This window comes from Chryseobacterium sp. CFS2 (genome assembly GCF_036543225.1).
Lineage (GTDB): Bacteria > Bacteroidota > Bacteroidia > Flavobacteriales > Weeksellaceae > Chryseobacterium > Chryseobacterium culicis_A.
The window spans coordinates 139066-159174 of record NZ_JAZHQU010000004.1 but is presented as its reverse complement, the minus strand read 5'-3'; the positions used below and the strand labels follow the sequence as shown (position 1 = coordinate 159174).

Annotated in this window: 14 protein-coding genes; 12 read left to right on the top strand and 2 right to left on the bottom strand. The window is 35.8% G+C overall.

Annotation, left to right across the window (positions count from 1 at the left end; translation table 11 throughout):
- Positions 1 to 35 precede the first annotated feature (35 nt).
- The 11 genes from ODR02_RS10680 to ODR02_RS10630 all read left to right on the top strand — a co-directional run bounded on the left by ODR02_RS10680 (position 36) and on the right by ODR02_RS10630 (position 18030).
- The gene (locus ODR02_RS10680; protein ID WP_309512425.1) at positions 36 to 1943 is read left to right on the top strand and encodes a vWA domain-containing protein; all 1908 of its coding nucleotides are present in this window, start codon (positions 36 to 38) and stop codon (positions 1941 to 1943) included.
- Positions 1944 to 2004: 61 nt separating this feature from the next.
- Entirely contained in the window at positions 2005 to 4773 is a 2769-nt protein-coding gene (locus ODR02_RS10675; protein WP_309512424.1) for a hypothetical protein, read from the top strand.
- Positions 4774 to 4776: 3 nt separating this feature from the next.
- Positions 4777 to 9294, top strand: coding sequence for a TonB-dependent receptor plug domain-containing protein (locus tag ODR02_RS10670; RefSeq protein ID WP_309512423.1), 4518 nt, complete (start codon positions 4777 to 4779; stop codon positions 9292 to 9294).
- Positions 9295 to 9525: 231 nt separating this feature from the next.
- Complete coding sequence (locus ODR02_RS10665; protein ID WP_034696386.1) at positions 9526 to 10029, top strand: GbsR/MarR family transcriptional regulator; 504 nt, start codon at positions 9526 to 9528, stop codon at positions 10027 to 10029.
- Between the two features lie 156 nt (positions 10030 to 10185).
- Positions 10186 to 10548 carry a hypothetical protein gene (locus ODR02_RS10660; RefSeq protein ID WP_309512422.1) on the top strand — a complete coding sequence of 121 codons (363 nt, stop codon included), beginning with the start codon at positions 10186 to 10188 and terminating at the stop codon, positions 10546 to 10548.
- Positions 10545 to 11369: a DCC1-like thiol-disulfide oxidoreductase family protein gene (locus ODR02_RS10655; protein WP_309512421.1), complete on the top strand. Its 825-nt coding sequence runs from the start codon at positions 10545 to 10547 to the stop codon at positions 11367 to 11369. The genes ODR02_RS10660 and ODR02_RS10655 overlap by 4 nt, the downstream gene beginning before the upstream one ends.
- Positions 11370 to 11390: 21 nt before the next feature.
- A complete protein-coding gene (locus ODR02_RS10650) occupies positions 11391 to 11867 on the top strand; it encodes an SRPBCC family protein (RefSeq protein WP_309512420.1) in 477 nt (158 codons plus the stop codon).
- Positions 11868 to 11883: 16 nt separating this feature from the next.
- Positions 11884 to 12588, top strand: a complete 705-nt coding sequence (locus ODR02_RS10645; RefSeq protein ID WP_309512419.1) for a YqjF family protein — start codon at positions 11884 to 11886, stop codon at positions 12586 to 12588.
- Between the two features lie 280 nt (positions 12589 to 12868).
- Complete coding sequence (locus ODR02_RS10640) at positions 12869 to 13768, top strand: TIGR01777 family oxidoreductase (protein ID WP_309512418.1); 900 nt, start codon at positions 12869 to 12871, stop codon at positions 13766 to 13768.
- Positions 13769 to 13818: 50 nt separating this feature from the next.
- Positions 13819 to 15264: an alpha-L-fucosidase gene (locus tag ODR02_RS10635; RefSeq protein WP_309512417.1), complete on the top strand. Its 1446-nt coding sequence runs from the start codon at positions 13819 to 13821 to the stop codon at positions 15262 to 15264.
- Positions 15265 to 15366: 102 nt separating this feature from the next.
- The gene (locus tag ODR02_RS10630) at positions 15367 to 18030 is read left to right on the top strand and encodes a beta-glucosidase (RefSeq protein WP_309512416.1); all 2664 of its coding nucleotides are present in this window, start codon (positions 15367 to 15369) and stop codon (positions 18028 to 18030) included.
- A gap of 51 nt (positions 18031 to 18081) precedes the next feature.
- Here the strand turns inward: ODR02_RS10630 and ODR02_RS10625 are convergent, their stop codons facing one another.
- Together ODR02_RS10625 and ODR02_RS10620 are read right to left on the bottom strand one after the other, a co-directional pair.
- Entirely contained in the window at positions 18082 to 18963 is an 882-nt protein-coding gene (locus ODR02_RS10625) for a hypothetical protein (protein ID WP_209783778.1), read from the bottom strand.
- A gap of 126 nt (positions 18964 to 19089) precedes the next feature.
- On the bottom strand, positions 19090 to 19464 hold the full coding sequence (locus ODR02_RS10620) for a hypothetical protein (protein WP_209783779.1): 375 nt from the start codon (positions 19462 to 19464) through the stop codon (positions 19090 to 19092).
- A 205-nt stretch (positions 19465 to 19669) separates the two neighbouring features.
- On the opposite strand from ODR02_RS10620, the gene ODR02_RS10615 reads away from it, so the two are divergent.
- The gene (locus ODR02_RS10615; protein WP_209783780.1) at positions 19670 to 19933 is read left to right on the top strand and encodes a hypothetical protein; all 264 of its coding nucleotides are present in this window, start codon (positions 19670 to 19672) and stop codon (positions 19931 to 19933) included.
- Positions 19934 to 20109 lie beyond the last annotated feature (176 nt).

Sequence of the window (20109 nt, the reverse complement as noted above, 5' to 3'; positions counted from 1 at the left end):
TTATTTTAATAATTTCCTTCCGAAATTTGAACAAAATGAAAAAAACTCTAATAACCATGCTAGGGCTTGTATTATTGACAGGCTGTAAAACTCAAAAAAATACTGAAACAACCAACGAGCCAAAGGCTTACAGTGTCAGGAAAGATAAAGATCAGGATGGGATTCCTAATAAGTTAGATAAATGTCCTGATATTGCTGGTCCGATAGAAAATGAAGGATGTCCGTGGGTAGAATCAGATGGAGATGGGGTAATTGATAAAGATGATGCATGTCCTACAGTGGCGGGACCTCCTGAAAATAATGGCTGTCCATGGCCGGACACAGATGGAGATGGGATTTTGGATAAAGACGATGCCTGTCCTACAGTTCCGGGATTACCGGAATATAATGGCTGCCCAAAACCAAAGTCAGTTACTGCAATGGAAGTAGAAAGTTCCATAAGATTCCATGAACCAGGAAGAGTTTATGACCATCAGGTGGGTGACAAAAAAAATGTTAAAAAGACTACAACAAAAGCTGATCAGGATATTGATTATGACAATGAAGAATATGCAGCGTTAGTTGAAAATGCATTTGAATTAACCCGTAACCAACCTGTTTCTACATTCTCTATAGATGTAGACAATGCATCCTATTCCAATGTAAGAAGAATGATTAATTATGGAAATAAAGTTGATAAAAATTCAGTAAGGGTAGAGGAAATGATTAATTATTTTAAGTATGATTATCCTCAACCCGCCAATGGCGATCCTTTTTCAATTAATACAGAATACAGTGAATCTCCATGGAATCCAAAACATAAACTGCTCAAAATAGGACTTCAGGGAAAAAATATCCCGATGGATCATCTGCCTGCATCCAATATTGTTTTTCTTATTGATGTTTCAGGTTCTATGGATGCGGAAAACAAATTGCCATTGCTGAAGTCTTCTCTTAAAGTTTTACTGAACCAGCTCAGACCTAAGGATAAGGTTGGGATTGTAGTCTATGCGGGAAGTGCAGGAGTGGTTTTGTCCCCAACGTCAGCAGGTGAAAAAGAAAAAATTATTAAAGCGTTGGATAATCTTCAGGCAGGAGGAAGTACGGCAGGAGGAGCAGGAATTGAGCTTGCCTATAAACTGGCAAAGGAAAATTTTATCAAAGGAGGAAATAACAGAGTCGTTCTGGCGACAGATGGTGATTTTAATGTAGGCGCTTCTTCTACCACCGATATTGAAACGTTGATCACAGAAAAAAGGAAAACCGGAATCTTCCTTACCTGCCTTGGCTATGGAATGGGAAATTATAAAGATAATACCATGGAAACCCTTGCAGACAAAGGAAATGGAAATTACGCTTATATTGATAATATGCAGGAAGCCAATAAATTCTTGGGAAGAGAATTTGCAGGAAATATTTATACCATTGCCAAAGATGTAAAAGTGCAGATTGAATTTAATCCTAAATATGTAAAATCATACAGACTGATCGGGTATGAAAACAGAAAACTGAGAAATGAAGACTTTGTCAATGATAAGATTGATGCTGGAGAACTAGGAAGCGGACATACGGTAACTGCTTTATATGAAGTTATCCCGGCAAACGTAGATTCTAAATTTATTCCCAAAGAAACAAAACTGAAATATTCTGAAATTTCTAAGAAGAAGAATTTTGGAGATGAAATGGCAACGGTAAAGTTCAGATACAAAAAACCTGATGGAGACAAAAGCATTGAGATAACTAACGTGATTAAAAAAGAAAATAAATCTTCAGTAAGCCCGGATTTTAAATTTGCTTCTTCAGTGGCATGGTTCGGACTGGTACTAAGGAATTCTGAACTGATTACAAAGAAAGACCTTTCAGATATCGAAAACCTCGCCAAACAGGGCAAAAGTAAAGATGAAGAAGGCTATCGATCGGAATTTATAAGGTTGATAGAAAGTTATAAAACAGTTCAAAAATAATTTGTAAAAGAAATTTCCCCGGAAATTTCTTTTTTTATACTTTTAAACATACTAATTACCGATGAAAAAGAATTATTTGCTGTTATTACCGTTTACCATTAGCTTATTACAGGCACAAAACTCACAATTGTATTATTCCGGGAAATTTTTAACACCTAAAGATAAAGTACAGAACTTTTTAAAGATTCATAATAAAAACAGCGGCATTTATGAACTGACTGATGAGGAAGGATTTGCAATCATTGCTGCTAAACCTTATGATACTTTAGTGTGGAATCAGGGTAAAAACATTCACGTTATTTCTACCTATGAACTCAGAGAATTAAGAGCTATTCTGGAGAGTCAGACAGAAAAGAAAAATGTAGAAAATATTTACAGCAAAGCCTATGATACTTTGGTTTCAAAGGAAATTAGAGATGACTTTAGTATTGAAAAAACAAAGACCCGACTAAGTAAAAAATCACATTCTTATTTTAATCTGATAAGAAAATTAAAGCAAAAGAATGACAGTGTTTATACTGTTAAAAGACTTGATAGTAGGATGTTAATGTTTAACGGGAGCTTTACGACCTCTTTTGATATTAAAAACAGAAATGCGGTTCCGGCAACGCAGAGCAGATATGTTCAGGGAAGATCAGAAAACGGAAGCCTTGTCTGGAACGGACCTGAAACCCATGAGATGTTCAGTTTCGGACCCGATATTTCTACATTGGGATTTAATGGATTGCCTTACGAATATGATCAGAACGGAAAATTAATCCCCTGGGTTGATGGTCTTCAGCATGCACGGAAATATAAAAACGACATTTTTAAAACTACAGTAGGATACAACAATCAGTTGAACGTAAATGCTTTTATACAAGAAGGGAACAACGAAAAAATCCGGCTTTCCCTGAATCTGGGGCAGCAGAAAAATCAGATGTATTTTATCGATCAGTTTGATATCGCGAATAGTTTTAAAGCAAAACTGAATACAGAATTAGGAGGATATAACATCAATCTTGCTTTTAATTATGAAGAAGATAAAGCAACCAATACCAATAGAATTGGGCTGTTCAATAAGGCCTATCAGAATTCACTGCTAACACCGGTTTCCTTTTCCAATGAACAGAATACTTTTCTGAACAATGGCTCTCAGAGAAGCTACAGCCAATATGCAGACAACCCTTCATTTCTTTTTGAGCAGGACAGCAAATACCGTTATCAGAACCGTGAAAGATGGTTTAGTCTTAATGTAATAAAAAACTGGGATCATTTTAAAGTGAATATCAGCCAGTCCTACGAAAAAAATACCATCTGGAATCTTGATCAGTACAAACCTTCTGCGTATGGTTTTAGCAATGGAGTATTGAATGAAAGAACTCAGAACAGCAGTGCGTATCATTCCAATATATTAGGTTCCTATACATTGGGAGACTATGATTTTAAAAATATTTTCAGCCTGAATTTTATTTTAAATGATAGAAAATCTGATATTTATAACAGTTTTATCAACCAGCGATCTCTCTATCAGAGAACTTCACAGGACCATATTTTTAATTATAATATGGAGATTCGCAATTATGATTTTGAAGCAGGTGTTAATCTTGGGAATGCATTTTATATTTCCAATACCTCCCTTAAAAATAATTATTGGCTGCCAAAAGCGAATTTCTATTTAAAATTTAATGAGATTTTCGATTGGTATAATTATAATTTTAAGTTACTGGGAAGTTATACTCAATTGAGTTCAGAACCGGAAATTACAAGATCCTATGCTTCTTATGCCACAACTTTGCTGAATGCAGAAAACTATAATCAATACTTCCCGGTACAGGAAGTGGAAAGTTTCAAAGGATTATCCAACGTCAATTCCAAAGAATGGAAAGTAGGAGCCATGCTGAATATTGGTTATCATATAAATTTGGATGGAGAATATTTCAACAGAAAAAATACAGATGATCTGTTTCCTGTTTTTGAAAACAATCAGTTGAAGCTAAAGAATATTGCAGACCATACGTACAGCGGATATGAATTCAATTTTGCTTACAACCGATTGCGCCTTGGCTATCATATTTATACCAACCATAAAGTTTCATTTTTCAAATATAAAGACATTGTAGACCGCATCGCTCCCGGATATCAGAATCTGGCTGTTTCAGGATTTAAAGACATTTATAAAACATTGTCAGAAGGCCAGGCTTTGGGTGCAGTAATGGGAAGTTATTTTGAGAGAAATGCAGCTGGACAACTGATTATTGATGAGTTTGGATTCCCTAAAAAAGCCAATGGAATGAAAATTATTGCAGATCCTACACCAGATTTTGTAATGAAGTTCAATCATAGTTTTACCTATAAAAATCTATCCTTAGATATCAATTGGGAATGGAAAAAAGGCGGTCACCTCTGGAACGGAACACAGGCTGTTCTTGATTATTATGGACGTTCTTCCGATTCCGGAGACCAGAGAAATAGTAAAAATTATGTTTTCCAGGGTGTAGATGCCAATGGAAGCATCAACCAGATTCCTGTTGACTTCTATGATCCCAGCCGGAATGTTCAGGAAAACAGATGGTCGAGATATGGCTATCTGGGAGTAGCGGAAAACTATATTCAAAAGGCAGATTACATAAGAATCAACAATATTTCACTGTCTTCCAATTTTCCGATTAACTATGGAAATCAGAATCTTAAGCTGACTTTTTACGTGAATAATCTAATGCTTTGGCAAGCCAATAAAGGTGCAGATCCTAATCAGAATTTTTATGATATGGATAATGGGAGAGGATTGGATTTTTTCAACCTTCCGTCATTTAAAACATTTGGATGCATTGTTTCACTCAAATTTTAACCCATGAATTTCAAATTTATATCAAACTATATCATCTTGCTGAGCTTATTATTCTCAACTTTTTCTGTGAAAGCCCAGCAGTCATTTCAGGATTTTGAAAAAGAAAAAACTTACATTCAGACCAATCATGTTTTTTATAAACCTGGCGAGGAAATGTATTTTAAAATATATGTGGTAAAAGGAACTCATAATCTTCCGGTAGAACAAAGCAGAGTTGTCAATTTTGAAATTGTTGATCCGGCAGGAAGCATTTTGAAAAAAATGAAATATGAAATTACCAATGGCTATGCTCAGGGCTATTTCTATTTTGATGAAGATATGAAAGGCGGGATTTATAAAATCAGAGCTTTTACCAATTGGATGCAGAATGAAGTAGGGAAAAATACCTTTGAAAAAGAAATTACCCTCCAGAAAATAGTTTCTCCCAGGATTTTAATGAAACTCGATTTTCCTAAAAAAGGATATGGGCCGGGTGATGAGGTGACAGCCGATTTCTCAATGAGAAGTCTGAGTAACCTTCCCATTCCTTTTTATGAAGCAGATTATACCGTAATGCACAATGGGGAAACCGTTTCAGAAGGGAAACTGATTACTGATAAAGAAGGTAAGAAAATATTAACCTTTACACTTCCTGAAGTGTTGAAATCCTCTGATGCACTGTTGAATATTAAAGTGAATTTTGATGGATTTACAGAATCTATTTCCAGAAACATTCCGATTGTTCTGAATAATCTTGATGTGAAATTTTTACCTGAAGGAGGAACTTTTATCAATGGAATAGAACAAAATATAGCCTTTAAAATTCTCGATGAATTTGAAAAACCTGTAGATGCTGTCCTGGCTGTTTACAATCAGAATCATGAAAAGATAAAAGAAATTTCAGCCTACAATTTCGGGATGGGAAGCTTCCGTTTTACCCCTAAAAAGGGAGAATCTTACTATGCAAAAGTGAGTAAACCGGAAAATATAAACCAGACTTTTAATTTTCCTGAAGCAAAGAATGACGGATTGGTTTTAAATATTCAAAATGAAAATAAAAAGCTGAATTTTATCATCACTTCAACTCAGGAAAAAACGATTACTCTTCAGGGAAGTTTCCGCGGAAAAGAAATATATTCTAAAACTCTTACCTTAAAAAATGGGAGCAATTCATTTAAAATTGATGAGAAAAAATTTCCTGTGGGAATCTGCAGGTTTACGGTTCTTGACCATACTCTTCCTATTGCAGAACGTATTGTTTTTACCAATAAAGTGAACCAGCTGAATATAAAGGTTAACCCTGTAAAACAACATTATCTGCCCAGAGAAAAAGTGATCCTGAATATTGAAACAACCGATGAAAACAACAGCCCGATTCCGGCTAACCTTGGATTGAGTGTGGTGGATGATAAGTTATGGACCTATTCCGATGACAAACAGAATCACATTGTTTCCTGGCTTCTGATGGACTCTGAGTTGAGAGGGAAAATTGAAAAACCCCAGTTTTATTTTGATAAAAAAGAAGAAAAAGCCGATAAAAGCTTAGATCTGGTCATGCTTACAAATGGCTACAGATACTTTGAACTCATCCCGGAGGTTTTAAAAACCAATAAATACAAATTCCTTCCTGAAAAGAAAAACTCAATCTATGGAATTGTGGAAGATGAGAACAAAAAACCAGTAAAAGCAGAGGTTTTTCTGTTGGACACAAGTGGTAGAAAAATCCTTAAACAGACGGTCTCTGAAAATGGAAAGTTCTATTTTTCGGATCTTAATGCAGGTAATGAACATAAAATTATTGCCAAATCTTTTCAGCCTAAGCATCTGGTGAAAATCAGGATTTTGTCTTATAACTTGGATATTAACCCTTTAACAAAGCAAAATCTTTCCCATATAGATGTAGAAGAAATTGTAAAAGAAGCTGAAAAAAAAGAAAAAGCATTAAAAGAAAACAAGAACAACACCAGCCCGCTGAGTAATTCTGGTCATTCCAGAAAAGATACTGTTACGAATAAAAACATTGAAGAAGTTGTTGTATTAGGATATAGTTCAATGGCGAAGAAGAGTAATACCATGTCGTCCACTACAATAACATCTACTACGGAGATTCAAAATCCCAATGTAGCTTCTTTGTTGAATGGGAAAGTCGCAGGACTCGTCATCAGTACCGGACAGCCGGGAACGGGAGCACAGATCCATATCAGAGGATCAGTTTCTATGACCAATAAAAGTCCATTATTTATTATTGACGGTGCTCCTGTAGAAAATTTCAATACCACCATCAACCCGAATGACATCAATAGCATCACTGTTCTCAAAGATGCTGCAGCGACTGCTATTTATGGAAGCAGGGCTGCAAATGGAGTGGTGATTGTGAATTCATATAAAAACAGCAGCTCAAAAATCAGATTTGATATTACCCCGAAATCCTATCTTGCCATAAAAGCGCTGCCTTATGAACGACTTGTTTCGTATGCAGGATCAAGAGAATTTGTGTATCCTGAATATAAGACCACCAATACCTCTTACCGTTTTGATTATAGAGAAGCTCTTTACTGGAATCCTGTAGTAGAAACCGATAAAAACGGAAAGGCAAAAGTGGAATTTTATAATTCAGATGCCAATTCTACCTTTAGAATTATGACAGAAGGTATTGCTGCGTCAGGACTTGTAGGGAGAGATGAAACAACTTATGCTGCTCAGAGTCTCATTTCAATAGACAGCAAAATCCCACAATACCTGACGAGAACCGATCAGATGACCATTCCTGTTGTTATTAAAAATAATTCCTCTGAAATCAGGAAAATGACCATGGACGTGATTGTTCCCAATCATGTAAGGCTGCTGCAGTCTGACAGTTTGATTACCCTGAAACCACTGGAATCAGGAAGGTTATTTGTTAAAATACAGACCGATGAAATCATAGATTCCCATATTCAGTTTACCATAAGATCCGGACATTTCAGAGAAACAATGATCCTTCCGTTTAAAGTTGAAGAAAAAGGATTTCCCCATCAGTTTTCCATTATCAATAACAAAACAGAAGAGATAAAAATCAATATTCCGGAGTATATCAATGGAAGCTTATTTTCCTCATATTATGTATTTGAAAGCACTGCTTTGCAATTGTTTGATAACCTGGCACAATTGAAGAAAGAACCATACGGATGCTTTGAACAGCTTTCCTCAACGGTGTATCCTAATATTTTTATTCTGGATTATTTGAAATCAAGTAAAAAAATAAATACAGCAACAGAAAATGAAGTCATTAAAAATATGAAAAAAGGCTTCCAGAAAATGTTGAGCTATAAAAATAAAGACGGAGGATTCGGGTATTTCAACAGCGAAGAATCGGATGTGTCACTTTCAGCATTTGCATTATTGGAATTTACGGATTTAAAAAAGTATGTAAATCAAGATGCTAAACTTATTCATGGGCTTTCCTCATTTATCTTATCAAAGAAAAACGGAAATGGTCTGTTTGAGGTGAGAAGAGATTATGAATCCAAAAAAGAATTTTCCGAATATTCCTGGTCGAGAAATATGTACGTGGTCTATGCTTTATCCAAACTGGGTCTTAAAAATGAAATTGAAGATTCCTTTAAAGTGATGATGAAAAGAGCTTTAGTCACAAAAGACTCTTATCAGCTGGCGCTGCTTGCCAATGCAGCAGCTCATTTAGGTAAGCAGGCAGAATATGATGATTTGATGAAGATTCTTGATCAGCAATATGAATCAAAGAAAATAAAATCCCAAATCACTTTTACAGGCTCATGGGGAATATCAGCCGATGCCGAAACCCTTTCCCTGTATATCATGGCACTTCAGAAAGATGAAAACCTCAACCAGTTGAAAATAGCAGAAGCTGCAGATCAATTAATCAGTTTCAATGGATATTATGGATTCGGTTCTACTCAGGCAACAACATTAGCAGTACAGGCGCTGTCCGAATTTTTCTCTAAAAATGAGCAGTTATTTGGAGTTGAAAGACCGGTTATCACAATCAATAAGGCCAATACTTCACCCATAATAAGCCTTTCATCAGCATACAAAGCGGGTGAAAATAGAATCAATATTCATTATCCCACTAAAAATGGACTGCCTTATAAACTGGAATATCAATATTATACATTACAGGCACCTGAAAGTAAGGATATTCCTCTTATCATGGACACAAAGCTAAAACCCGGAGCGTCTAAAGTAGGAGAAACCAGGAGAATGACTGTTACCATTAAAAATAAAATAAATGGCCAGTTACCCATGACTATAGCAAAAATTGGCATTCCTGCAGGCTTGACTCTTCAAAATGCTTTATTGAAAGATCTGATAGATAAAAAGCAGGTTTCTTACTATGAAATCTTTGATAATTATCTGGTGCTGTACTGGGAACATTTCAATGCACAAGAAACGAAAACCATCAATCTTGATCTTAAAGTAGAGTTTGCAGGAACCTACACAGGAAAATCAAGCAATGTTTATCTCTATTACATGCCGGAAGCAAAATATTGGAATCAAGGAATTACAACGAGTATTGAACCATAATTTTTCTCCTTGTCAAGGTTTTAAACCTGGACAAGGAGAAAAAACTGGCTATAAGAAAGCAACATTTAAAAAGAGAAGTTAAGTTTAAAATGACTTCTGAAAGCTGGATACAACAGAATTCGATGACACCAAAACTGAAAAGAAGCAAACCTTTTAAAATTAATTTTCAAAAATTATTGAAAATTCGAAAAATATAATTACATTTGTTACAGAAATTAAAAGTGAAACACAATGCAACTTTCAGAAGCAAAAGAAAAATACATTCAGACCTGGGGAACCTTTGCTACCAATTGGGGAATCAACCGTACGATGGCGCAGGTGCATGCACTGCTTTTGGCTAGCGGCAAACCTCTTTCTACCGATGAAGTAATGGAGCAGCTGGAGATTTCAAGAGGAAATGCCAATATGAATCTTCGTGCCCTGATAGACTGGGGAATTGTGAAAAAGGAATTTGTGAAAGGAGACCGTAAAGAATATTTTGTTGCAGAAAAAGATGTCTGGTATCTTTTCAAACAGATAACCAAAGAACGCAGAAAGAGAGAAATTGAACCTGTAATTTCTTTTTTAGAAGAATTAAAAAATATTGAGGATAAAGACTCGGAAGAAGCTCAGGAATTTATCAAGCTGATGAATGACTTCAGTTCTGTAACCGGAAAAATCAACAATATTATGGATCTGGCAATAAAAAGTGATGACCACTGGCTGGTAGGGAAGATTACCAATCTGTTGAAATAGAAAACTGAAAGAGGATGAAAATCCTTTTTTATTTCAAACTAACTTTCAAAAATTACTGAAAATATAAAATTAACAATAAGTATGAAAAATTTAATCATTCATTTATTCCTGATTATTTATTTCAGAAGAAAAGGATCACTTTAAACAGTTATTACCATGAAAACATTTGCAAAATATGATTATTACATTCAGCTGTTTTTTATAATAATAGGACCTCAGGCTTTTTTATTTGGTGGTTTGTCGGGATTTGTTCTGTTTTATTTTATAGTAGGAATTCCGCAAATGTTAAGTTTCCTGATCAAACTGTTTTTTAAAACAAAAAAGTCAGCACTGTATATCGCGTATGGAATTGTAATAGCACCGGTCTGGATTATTGTAGCCATTTTGTTTACAGAGAAACATATCAATGACTTTTTTGGATATGTTTTAATGGCCGCTCTTTTATACAGCCCTGTGATGGCCGCGGCATATGTTTATGATTGCTACACTACTTATGAACCTTATAAATCACAATTATGAAAACGCTCAAAAATCACACATTAATCTACGACAATGAATGCCCAATGTGTAATCTCTATTCCAAAGGTTTTACAAAATGTGGAATGCTGGATGAAGATGGAAGAGAAGCATTTACAGAACTCTCAGGCAGAAATAAAAGCCTGATCGATTTCAATCGGGCGAAAAATGAAATTGCATTGGTAGACCATACCAAAAATGAAGTCGTGTATGGTTTAGACAGCCTGCTTCTCATCATTGGAAACTCTTTTCCATGGCTGGTAAAAATGGCTCGTATAAAACCTCTGTATTGGTTTTTTCAAAAACTGTACTCCTTTGTTTCTTATAACCGGAAACAGATTATTCCTTCCCCAAAAGATGATACAGAACAATCCTGCATTCCGGATTTTAACCTGAAATACAGAATAGCATACATCAGCTTTGTTGTTATTTTTTCAGCATATATCTTAAGCCTGTTTTCTGGTAAACTAAACTTGAATTTAGAAAGGAATTTCCTGAGAGAATTTGCAGTTTGCCTTGGCCAGATCGCTTGGCAGGCCTTCTTTTTAAAAACCTATCTCAAAGATAAAATCTGGGATTATATCGGAAATATGATGACTGTTTCCTTAATCGGGACTTTACTTTTAATTCCTGCTCTGATGACCAGTTTTACTCCTGTTTTTTACATAATATACTTTGGAATTGTAGTATTGATCATGTTTCTGGAACATATAAGAAGATGCAGAATACTTAAACTGAACTTTCTGCCTACGATCTCCTGGATATTGTTTAGAATAACGGCACTGGCCATCATTATTCTGACCACCATTGAATTTAAAATTTAAAAAAACTTAACACCTCTGAAAATGTCAACAATCTATTTAAATACAGTAATCAACGCAGATATTCACTATGTTTTTGATCTGGCAAGGAATATTGATCTACATCAGCAATCCACCTCAAAAACTCATGAAAAAGCAATCGCAGGACGTACTTCAGGACTGATTGAAGAAAATGAGACTGTTACCTGGCGGGCAAAACATCTGGGAGTGTATCAAAACCTTACCACAAAAATTACCAGCATGGAAAAACCCATTCAGTTCATAGATGTTATGCAGAAAGGAGCTTTCAAGTCTATGCGCCATCGGCATATTTTTAAATCTGTAAACGGAAAAACATTGATGACCGATATTTTTGAATTTGAATCTCCGCTCAGCATCATAGGAAAATTATTCAATGCCATTTTTCTCAGAGGATACCTTAAAAATTTCCTGCTCAAAAGAAATGAACTGATCAAAACCATTGCAGAATCTTCTACCTATGACGGAATAGCCATTTTTTAACCTAAAACATAGAATTATGAACTTTTTAAAAGCAGAATGGCGAAAACTGGCCATCATCAATTACGAAATTGATCCTGACCTCTTATTGCCATACCTTCCAAAAGGAACAGAACTCGATTTTTATAAAGGCAAATGTTACGTAAGTCTGGTCGGATTCATGTTTTTAAATACCAGACTCTTAGGATTTCCCATTCCTTTTCACCGGAATTTTGAAGAAGTGAACCTAAGATTTTATGTCAGAAAAAAAGAAAATGGAATCTGGAAAAGAGGAGTGGTATTCATCAAAGAAATTGTTCCCAAACCTGCATTGAGCCTGGTTGCAAATTCTATTTACAAAGAGAATTATCACACGATGCCCATGAAAAACCAGATCCATGAAAATAAAGATGAACTGCTGATCCGCTACTCGTGGAAAGATAAAAACTGGCATTCTATTCAGGTAATGGCGGAGAACACGGCAAAACCTATGGAAGAAAACTCTGAATTTGAATTTATCACAGAACATTATTTTGGATTTACCAAAAAAGAAAATACAACCTCCGAATACGAAGTATGCCATCCAAAATGGAAATGCTACACCATAAAAGAATACCAGTTGGAAGTTGATTTTCAAAAGATCTACGGAACTGATTTTGAATGCCTGAACCATCAACAGCCTGTTTCAGTAATGTTAGCCGAAGGCTCAGAAATCCAAGTCAAAACCAAAAAATATATCAGCTGAAAAAGCAAAAAATGCAAAACCTTCCTATCCACAAATATCCGTGAGAACATATTATATGGAACCACAAAAGTCACAAAAGATAAGCATTTAAGCGATATTAAGAACATATCTTACGCAGAAGAAGTACACATAAGTCTGTAAAAATTTTTGATTTTTTTCTTAAAAGTTTACAGCGTTTAAATAAGATATATCTCATCACAAGTATCTGTGAAAATCTGCGAAATCTGTGGGAAAACCTTAAACCTTGAACTTTAAACCTTGAACCTTAAACTTTAAAACAATGAAAATAATCATAGCCGGAGGCACCGGATTTCTTGGCGAAAACTTAGAAAAATTTTTTACAGAAAAGGGTGATCAGGTATACATTCTGACCCGTAATCCTCAACGTAAAAATGAAATCTATTGGGATGCACAAACAATAGGTGAATGGAAAAATAGCCTGGAAAAAGCAGATATTCTGATCAACCTTACAGGAAAATCTGTGGATTGCCGGTATCATGAGAAAAATAAACAGGAAATCTATTCCTCAAGAATTGACAGTACAAGGATATTACAGAAAGCTGTAGATCAATGTTCTGATCAACCGAAAATTTGGCTGAATGCCAGTTCTGCAACCATTTACGTTCATTCTGAAAAGCATCTCAATACAGAAGAAAACGGAATTATTGGGGATGACTTTTCCATGAATATCTGCAAAAGCTGGGAAAAAGAATTTTTTACAGTCAAAAATGGAGGAATACGAAAAGTAGCCCTTCGAACTTCTATTGTTCTTGGGAATGGCGGTGGTGCTTTTCCAAAACTGAAAATGATTACCAGGATGGGTTTAGGGGGAAAACAGGGAAGAGGATATCAAATGGTAAGCTGGATTCATATTGAGGATTTTTGCAAAGCTGTGGACTGGATTATTCAGCATGAGAATATTTCAGGAACTGTTAATATAACGGCTCCGGCTCCGGTTTCCAATGAAAATATGATGAGAAAACTGAGGAAAAAAATGAAAGTTCCTTTTGGGCTTAATGCTCCAGTCTGGCAATTGGAAATCGCGTCTGTATTTCTGAATACAGAAACCGAATTACTGTTGAAAAGCCGAAACGTTTACCCGGAGAGACTCCAAAAAAGTGGATTTCAGTTTTTATATCCGGAAATTGATGATGCTCTTCTTAATCTATTGGAATCCTAATGTTTGTAGGTTTCCCAAAGGATAATTAAATTAGCGGAAAACTATTCCATATGTTGGGTATATCCAAAATAAAACCTTTTTTCCTTTCATCCTTTTTTATCAGTTCAATCGTATTTTCGCAGGCCCACAATGTATCCGACGGCTATCAGAAACCTACAGACCCTTTGGTTGTTCAGAATCTGGACCAATGGCAGGATCTGAAATTTGGATTGTTTATGCATTGGGGAACCTACAGCCAGTGGGGAATTGTTGAAAGCTGGAGCTTATGTCCGGAAGACGAATCATGGACGCAGAGAAAACCTGAGCACGGAAAATCTTACTATGAATATGTAAAAAATTATGAAAATCTTCAAACGACTTTCAATCCCGCTCAGTTCAATCCTCAAAAATGGGCTGATGCAGTAAAAAAGGCCGGAATGAAATATGTGGTTTTTACCACCAAACATCACGATGGTTTTGCCATGTTTGATACCCAACAGTCGGAGTATAAGATCACTTCTTCCAAAACACTATTTTCAAAAAATCCAAAATCCGATGTAACGAAAGAGATTTTCAACACGTTCAGAAAAGAAGGATTTAAAATAGGGGCTTACTTTTCAAAACCGGACTGGCATTCCGATGATTACTGGTGGTCTTACTTTCCACCCAAAGACAGGAATGTCAACTATGATCCTAAGAAATATCCGGAAAGATGGGAAAGTTTTAAAAAGTTTACTTTCAATCAGCTCAATGAAATCACGTCCAATTATGGTAAAATTGATATTCTTTGGCTGGATGGCGGCTGGGTACGTCCTTTTCATACTATAGATCCAAAAGTAGAGTGGCAGCGTACCATCAAAGTAGAACAGGATATTGATATGGATAAAATAGGAACAATGGCAAGAAAAAATCAACCTGGGATTATCATTGTAGACCGTACTGTTCCCGGAAAATGGGAAAACTATATTACCCCTGAGCAGGCTGTTCCGGAACATGCTCTTTCCATTCCCTGGGAAAGCTGCATCACAATGGGAGATTCCTTTTCCTATGTTCCCAATGACAACTATAAAACCTCTCAAAAGATTATTGAAACTCTGGTGAAAATCATTTCAAGAGGTGGAAATTACCTCATGAATATTGCTCCGGGACCTAATGGTGATTATGATTCCATCGTTTATGAAAGATTACAGCAGATTTCCAGCTGGATGGAGAAAAACCAGACTGCTGTTTTTGCCACAAGAGCTATTGCTCCTTACCACGAAGGAAATTACTATTACACTCAAAGTAAAGATCATAAGACGGTAAATGTTTTCCATCTGGATGAACAATCAGAATATAAAGCTCCTTCAAAACTTACTTTTTCCCTTCCGGAAATTTTTAAACCAAAATCTTTGAAAATATTAGGTATTTCCTCAAAAATTCAATGGAAAAAAACACCTGAAAATACCATTGAAATTACATTACCCGAAGAAAGAAAAAATCTGAAATATGCAACTGTAGTTCAAATAATGCAATAGTTGAATTTGTGACTCATATTTATATTAGAGTTCCAAGTCTTGAACTTTTGGTTCTTTTGCTTCAAGGTAAAAGAACAGATTTTAAACTAAATTATTCTTGAGATGTATTTTAAACTTCGATGTAAAATTATAGGAATTTTCTTGTTGAGCTCAGTATTTATCTCTGCTCAAAAACCGTTATATAAAGATCCCAAACAATCCATTGAAACCAGAGTTCAGGATCTGCTGAAGAGAATGACCCCTGAGGAAAAATTCTGGCAGTGCTTTATGATTCCCGGAGATCTGGATCATGTTCCGAAAGGACAATATTTCCATGGGATTTTCGGATTACAGGTAAGCGCAGGAAATCAGGGCGGTGGTGCAGCGGGACAGCTATTGAAATATAATGCCAGTGAAGATGCAGAAAGATTGGTTAAAAAAATCAATGCCATTCAGAAATATTTCGTGGAAGAATCAAGATTGGGAATTCCCATTATTCCTTTTGACGAAGCTTTACATGGATTGGTTCGGGAAGGAGCTACAGCGTTTCCGCAGGCTATTGGATTAGCGGCCACTTTCAATCCGGAATTGATGACTCAGGTTTCATCAGCCATTGCAAAAGAATCAAAACTGAGAGGAATTCGTCAAATTCTGACACCGGTAGTCAACCTGGCCAATGATGTAAGATGGGGAAGAACAGAGGAAACCTATGGTGAAGATCCCTTTTTAACTTCTGTAATGGGAGTAAGCTTTGTCAGTTCATTTGAAAATCAGGGAATCATTACCACTCCCAAGCACTTTTTAGCGAATGTAGGAGAAGGAGGAAGAGATTCATACCCAATCCATTGGAGCAAAAGATATTTGGAAGAAACCCATTTGATCCCTTTTTACAATGCTTTTACACAAGGAAAAAGCCGTTCGGTGATGACTTCCTATAATCTGCTTGATGGAAGACCTTCAACGGCCAATCACTGGCTGCTAACAGAGAAATTGAAGAAGGACTGGAATTTTAAAGGTTTTGTGATCAGTGATGCCAGTGCGGTAGGAGGAGCGAATGTCTTACATTTTACAGCAAAAGATTATGATGATGCTTCTGCACAGGCAATAAATGCAGGGCTTGACGTGATTTTTCAGACAGAATATAAACACTACGAACTCTTTATACCTCCTTTTCTGGATGGAAGAATCTCAAAAGAAAGAATTGACGATGCTGTTTCAAGAGTATTGAGAGCCAAATTTGAACTTGGATTATTTGAAAATCCCTATGTTTCATCCAGGGATATTGAAGAATTAAAGAAACTTAATCACAAACCTTTGGCAGAAAAAACCGCTGCAGAATCCTTTGTTCTGCTTCAGAATAATAACCACACACTTCCAATTCCAGCAAATGTAAAAAAGCTTCTGATTGTGGGTACAGATGCTGTGGATGCAAGGTTAGGCGGTTACTCAGGGCCAGGGAACAAGAAAGTTAATATTCTGGATGGTCTTAAAAATTTTGCTAAAGCTAAGGATATTGAAATCATGTATTCAAAAGGGATTGACTGGAATGTAAAAGATTTTGCAACGGTTTCCCATGAATATTTATCTTTTGAAAACAAGAAGGGATTAAAAGGAATGTATTTCTCCAATACGGATGTAAAAGGAAATCCGGCATTTGAAAAACAGGATGAACAGGTTAATTTTAAATGGACCTTATACTCACCTGATCCTGAAAAACTCCAGCCTGATGAATATAGTGTTCGCTGGACAGGAAAACTGGAAGCTCCGGATTCGGGGAAATACCAATTGGGATTGCGTGGGAATGATGGTTTCAGGCTATATCTGGATGGGAAATTAGTTATTGATCAATGGGAAAAGTTGAGCTATTCTACAAAAACGGTTGATGTAGATTTTGTGAAAGGAAAAAAATATGATATTAAGATTGAATTTCATGAAAATCGTGGTGAAGCCAATCTGGAACTGATCTGGAATTACGGTTTGCATGATTATCAAAAAGATTGTAAAGAAGCTTTGAGCCTTGCCCAGAATGCAGATTACATTATTGTTACTGCCGGAATTCATGAAGGAGAATTTCAGGATCGTTCATCACTAAGTCTTCCCGGAAATCAGGAAACATTCATTCATGAAGTTTCAAAACTAAATAAACCCACCACAGTTGTTTTACTAGGTGGATCTGCCATCAAAACAACAGCCTGGAAGGATAAAGTAGGAGCTATCTTAGACATCTGGTATCCTGGGGAAGAAGGTGGAAATGCCGTTGCAAAAACACTTTTCGGAGCAGAGAACCCATCCGGGAAATTACCAATAACATTTCCTACTGAAGAAGGCCAGCTTCCTTTAACTTATAATCACCATCCTACAGGAAGAGGAAATGACTATTATGATCTGAGTGGTGAGCCATTGTATCCGTTTGGCTTTGGTTTAAGTTATACCACCTTTGAAATTTCCGGGTTACAGCTGGATAAAACCAAATATTCAGAAAATGAAACCATTATGGCTAAAGTCAATGTGAAAAATACAGGGTCAAAAGCGGGTAGCGAAGTCGTTCAGCTGTATGTGAAAGACGTATTGGCTTCTGTTTCCAGACCGGTTATTGAGCTCAAAGGATTTCAGAAAGTAGCATTGCAGCCCGGAGAATCCAAATCTGTTACCATTGAAGTTCCCATAAAACACTTACAGTTTCTGAATGAAAAAATGGAATGGACTGTAGAAAAAGGAACCTATAGGATTATGGTTGGAAACTCATCCAAAAGCCTTCCTTTAAAACAGAATATTGAAGTTTTATAAAGCAAAAAAGAGCAGAAATTTCTGCTCTTTTTATATATCTGTTATAGATGTTTAGTATTTTCTTGCCAGTAGAACGTTCAGCAAGAATGTTCCTGTCCAGTTACTGTTATTAGATCCGTTATTTCCGATAAAGTCTATACGGGCCACAGATACAGTAAGTCTTGTTCTTCCTGCAGTACCATTATTGGCAAGGCTTACAAAAGATGCTGTAAATACATCCGGGAAACTTGAATTATTTCCTGCAGTAAGGATGGGATACATATTGTTAACGTTGAACGGAGTGCCCTGATATTCATAAACCAAGGTCATTCTGCTGGCATTGGAATAGAGGGCAGTGTGAGCATTATCTACAGATGTTTTACTAATGATCCACCATCTGTCGTTTGCTGCTCCTGTATCATAACCTGCATTACCATGAGCGGTCCAGTCAGCAACAGGTGCGGTTCCAAGTCTATGAGGAGGAATGAGAACTTGTGTACCATAAATTTCTACGTTGCTCGGTTTTGGAAGAACGGTAAAAGATAAATCCCATGTTCCACCAGTTGTATTGCTGTTGTTTACCACCTCAGCATAGGCCCCTGTAGGAATCATAAAAGAAGCAACAGGAGTGTTGTCAATTCTTAAGGTATTTCCACTGGAAGCCTGTAGCGTAATCGCATTTGGCGAAATGTTTTTGATCTTATAAATTCTCCCTGTAAAACTTGTGGTTCCGGTTCCGATGACGGGAAGAGTAAATGTAGCATCGGCCGTTCCATTATAAGTAATATAATGATCGGTCGTCAGAATACTATAAGTAGTGGCTGTGACTTCGCTATATCCAGCCCTTAAGGAACCATTTACGGCAAGCGTACTGTTAGGGGTTGTGGTATTAATACCTACTTGTGCAGTTAAGGGAACAGCAGCGAATAAAAGAATCGAGATGTATTTTTTCATATTGTATAAAATTGGGTTTAAACAAAAATATAAAAAAAAATAGCTAAAAATCAACTGAAACTGAATATTTTAAATATTTTTATTTTAATTCCCTTTTAAGTGATAGGAGTTGTTTTATAAAAAAATCTAAATCAATCTGCAGGGAACCTCCAAATCTTCCGTGAGGTAATAGCTGGAGCAAAGGCGGTGATATCCATCCGCAATGATGAGTTCATTTTCCCCTCTCACCAATAATATCGGTGAAAGTTTTTTATTTTTTTCTACTTTTTTCAGGTTTTCCTTCACATGAATATTCGTTTCAGGAAGCAGAGAAAGTTTACTGGCTCTTAAGATGTCTTTCGATTTTTTAATGAGGGTAGGCGCAGCCTTTAATTTTTCAACCATTTTTTGTGCTTCACCGGGCAGGAAAAGAAGTTCAAGATAGTCCTGTGCTGCAGGAAAATCATGATCTTCCGGTTCCTTCATCCAGATATTGTCTTGGGTCAGATCATTTTTTTTCATAGTTTTTATAAGTACTTGTTTAAATTTAAAAGATAAATAAATGTATGAAAAATAGACCATTACCAGAGTCATTTATTTCAAATCAATCCTCAATTGGATATGCATTTTCTTTTCTTTGAAAAAAATATTGGTATGATATATGTAAGATTTATCATGAACCGGAATGAATTTAATTAATTGAAAATCATTCGAAAATAAGAATATTATGAAAAAGTTATTAATTTCAACAGTATTGTTACTAGGCTTATCAATGAATGTTTCAGCTCAAAAACATCCGCCAGTTCCTCCACATCCTTCAAAAAGTGAATTGGTGAATATTAAAATGCAGGAGCTTACCAAAAAATATAATACAGAGAAAAAACTCATTCTTAATCACCCTCTTGCTACCAAGCAGATGAAGAGAGATCAGATGAAAGCCTTAAACGAAAGATATGCGGCTGAAAAACGATTACTTAGACAGGCAAAATAATACAGAATTTTTGCGGTTATTAAAATAAGAAAATCCGTTTTTTATATTTTAAATTTTGAGAAGTTTTCAATGTAACAGAAAATTTATTGAAAGAGAATGCGTTTTGTGTTCTCTTTCTTTGTGTAAAATTGAATGAAAATAGCTTTATTGATGCATTTTAAGATCAGTTTACAGAA

Coding starts and splice junctions, on each gene's coding strand:
- ODR02_RS10630 (WP_309512416.1), top strand. CDS start 15,367: ATGTATTTTAAACTTCGATGTAAAATTATAGGAATTTTCTTGTTGAGC.
- ODR02_RS10660 (WP_309512422.1), top strand. CDS start 10,186: ATGAAAACATTTGCAAAATATGATTATTACATTCAGCTGTTTTTTATA.
- ODR02_RS10680 (WP_309512425.1), top strand. CDS start 36: ATGAAAAAAACTCTAATAACCATGCTAGGGCTTGTATTATTGACAGGC.
- ODR02_RS10650 (WP_309512420.1), top strand. CDS start 11,391: ATGTCAACAATCTATTTAAATACAGTAATCAACGCAGATATTCACTAT.
- ODR02_RS10640 (WP_309512418.1), top strand. CDS start 12,869: ATGAAAATAATCATAGCCGGAGGCACCGGATTTCTTGGCGAAAACTTA.
- ODR02_RS10620 (WP_209783779.1), bottom strand. CDS start 19,464: ATGAAAAAAAATGATCTGACCCAAGACAATATCTGGATGAAGGAACCG.
- ODR02_RS10635 (WP_309512417.1), top strand. CDS start 13,819: ATGTTGGGTATATCCAAAATAAAACCTTTTTTCCTTTCATCCTTTTTT.
- ODR02_RS10670 (WP_309512423.1), top strand. CDS start 4,777: ATGAATTTCAAATTTATATCAAACTATATCATCTTGCTGAGCTTATTA.
- ODR02_RS10615 (WP_209783780.1), top strand. CDS start 19,670: ATGAAAAAGTTATTAATTTCAACAGTATTGTTACTAGGCTTATCAATG.
- ODR02_RS10645 (WP_309512419.1), top strand. CDS start 11,884: ATGAACTTTTTAAAAGCAGAATGGCGAAAACTGGCCATCATCAATTAC.
- ODR02_RS10625 (WP_209783778.1), bottom strand. CDS start 18,963: ATGAAAAAATACATCTCGATTCTTTTATTCGCTGCTGTTCCCTTAACT.
- ODR02_RS10665 (WP_034696386.1), top strand. CDS start 9,526: ATGCAACTTTCAGAAGCAAAAGAAAAATACATTCAGACCTGGGGAACC.
- ODR02_RS10655 (WP_309512421.1), top strand. CDS start 10,545: ATGAAAACGCTCAAAAATCACACATTAATCTACGACAATGAATGCCCA.
- ODR02_RS10675 (WP_309512424.1), top strand. CDS start 2,005: ATGAAAAAGAATTATTTGCTGTTATTACCGTTTACCATTAGCTTATTA.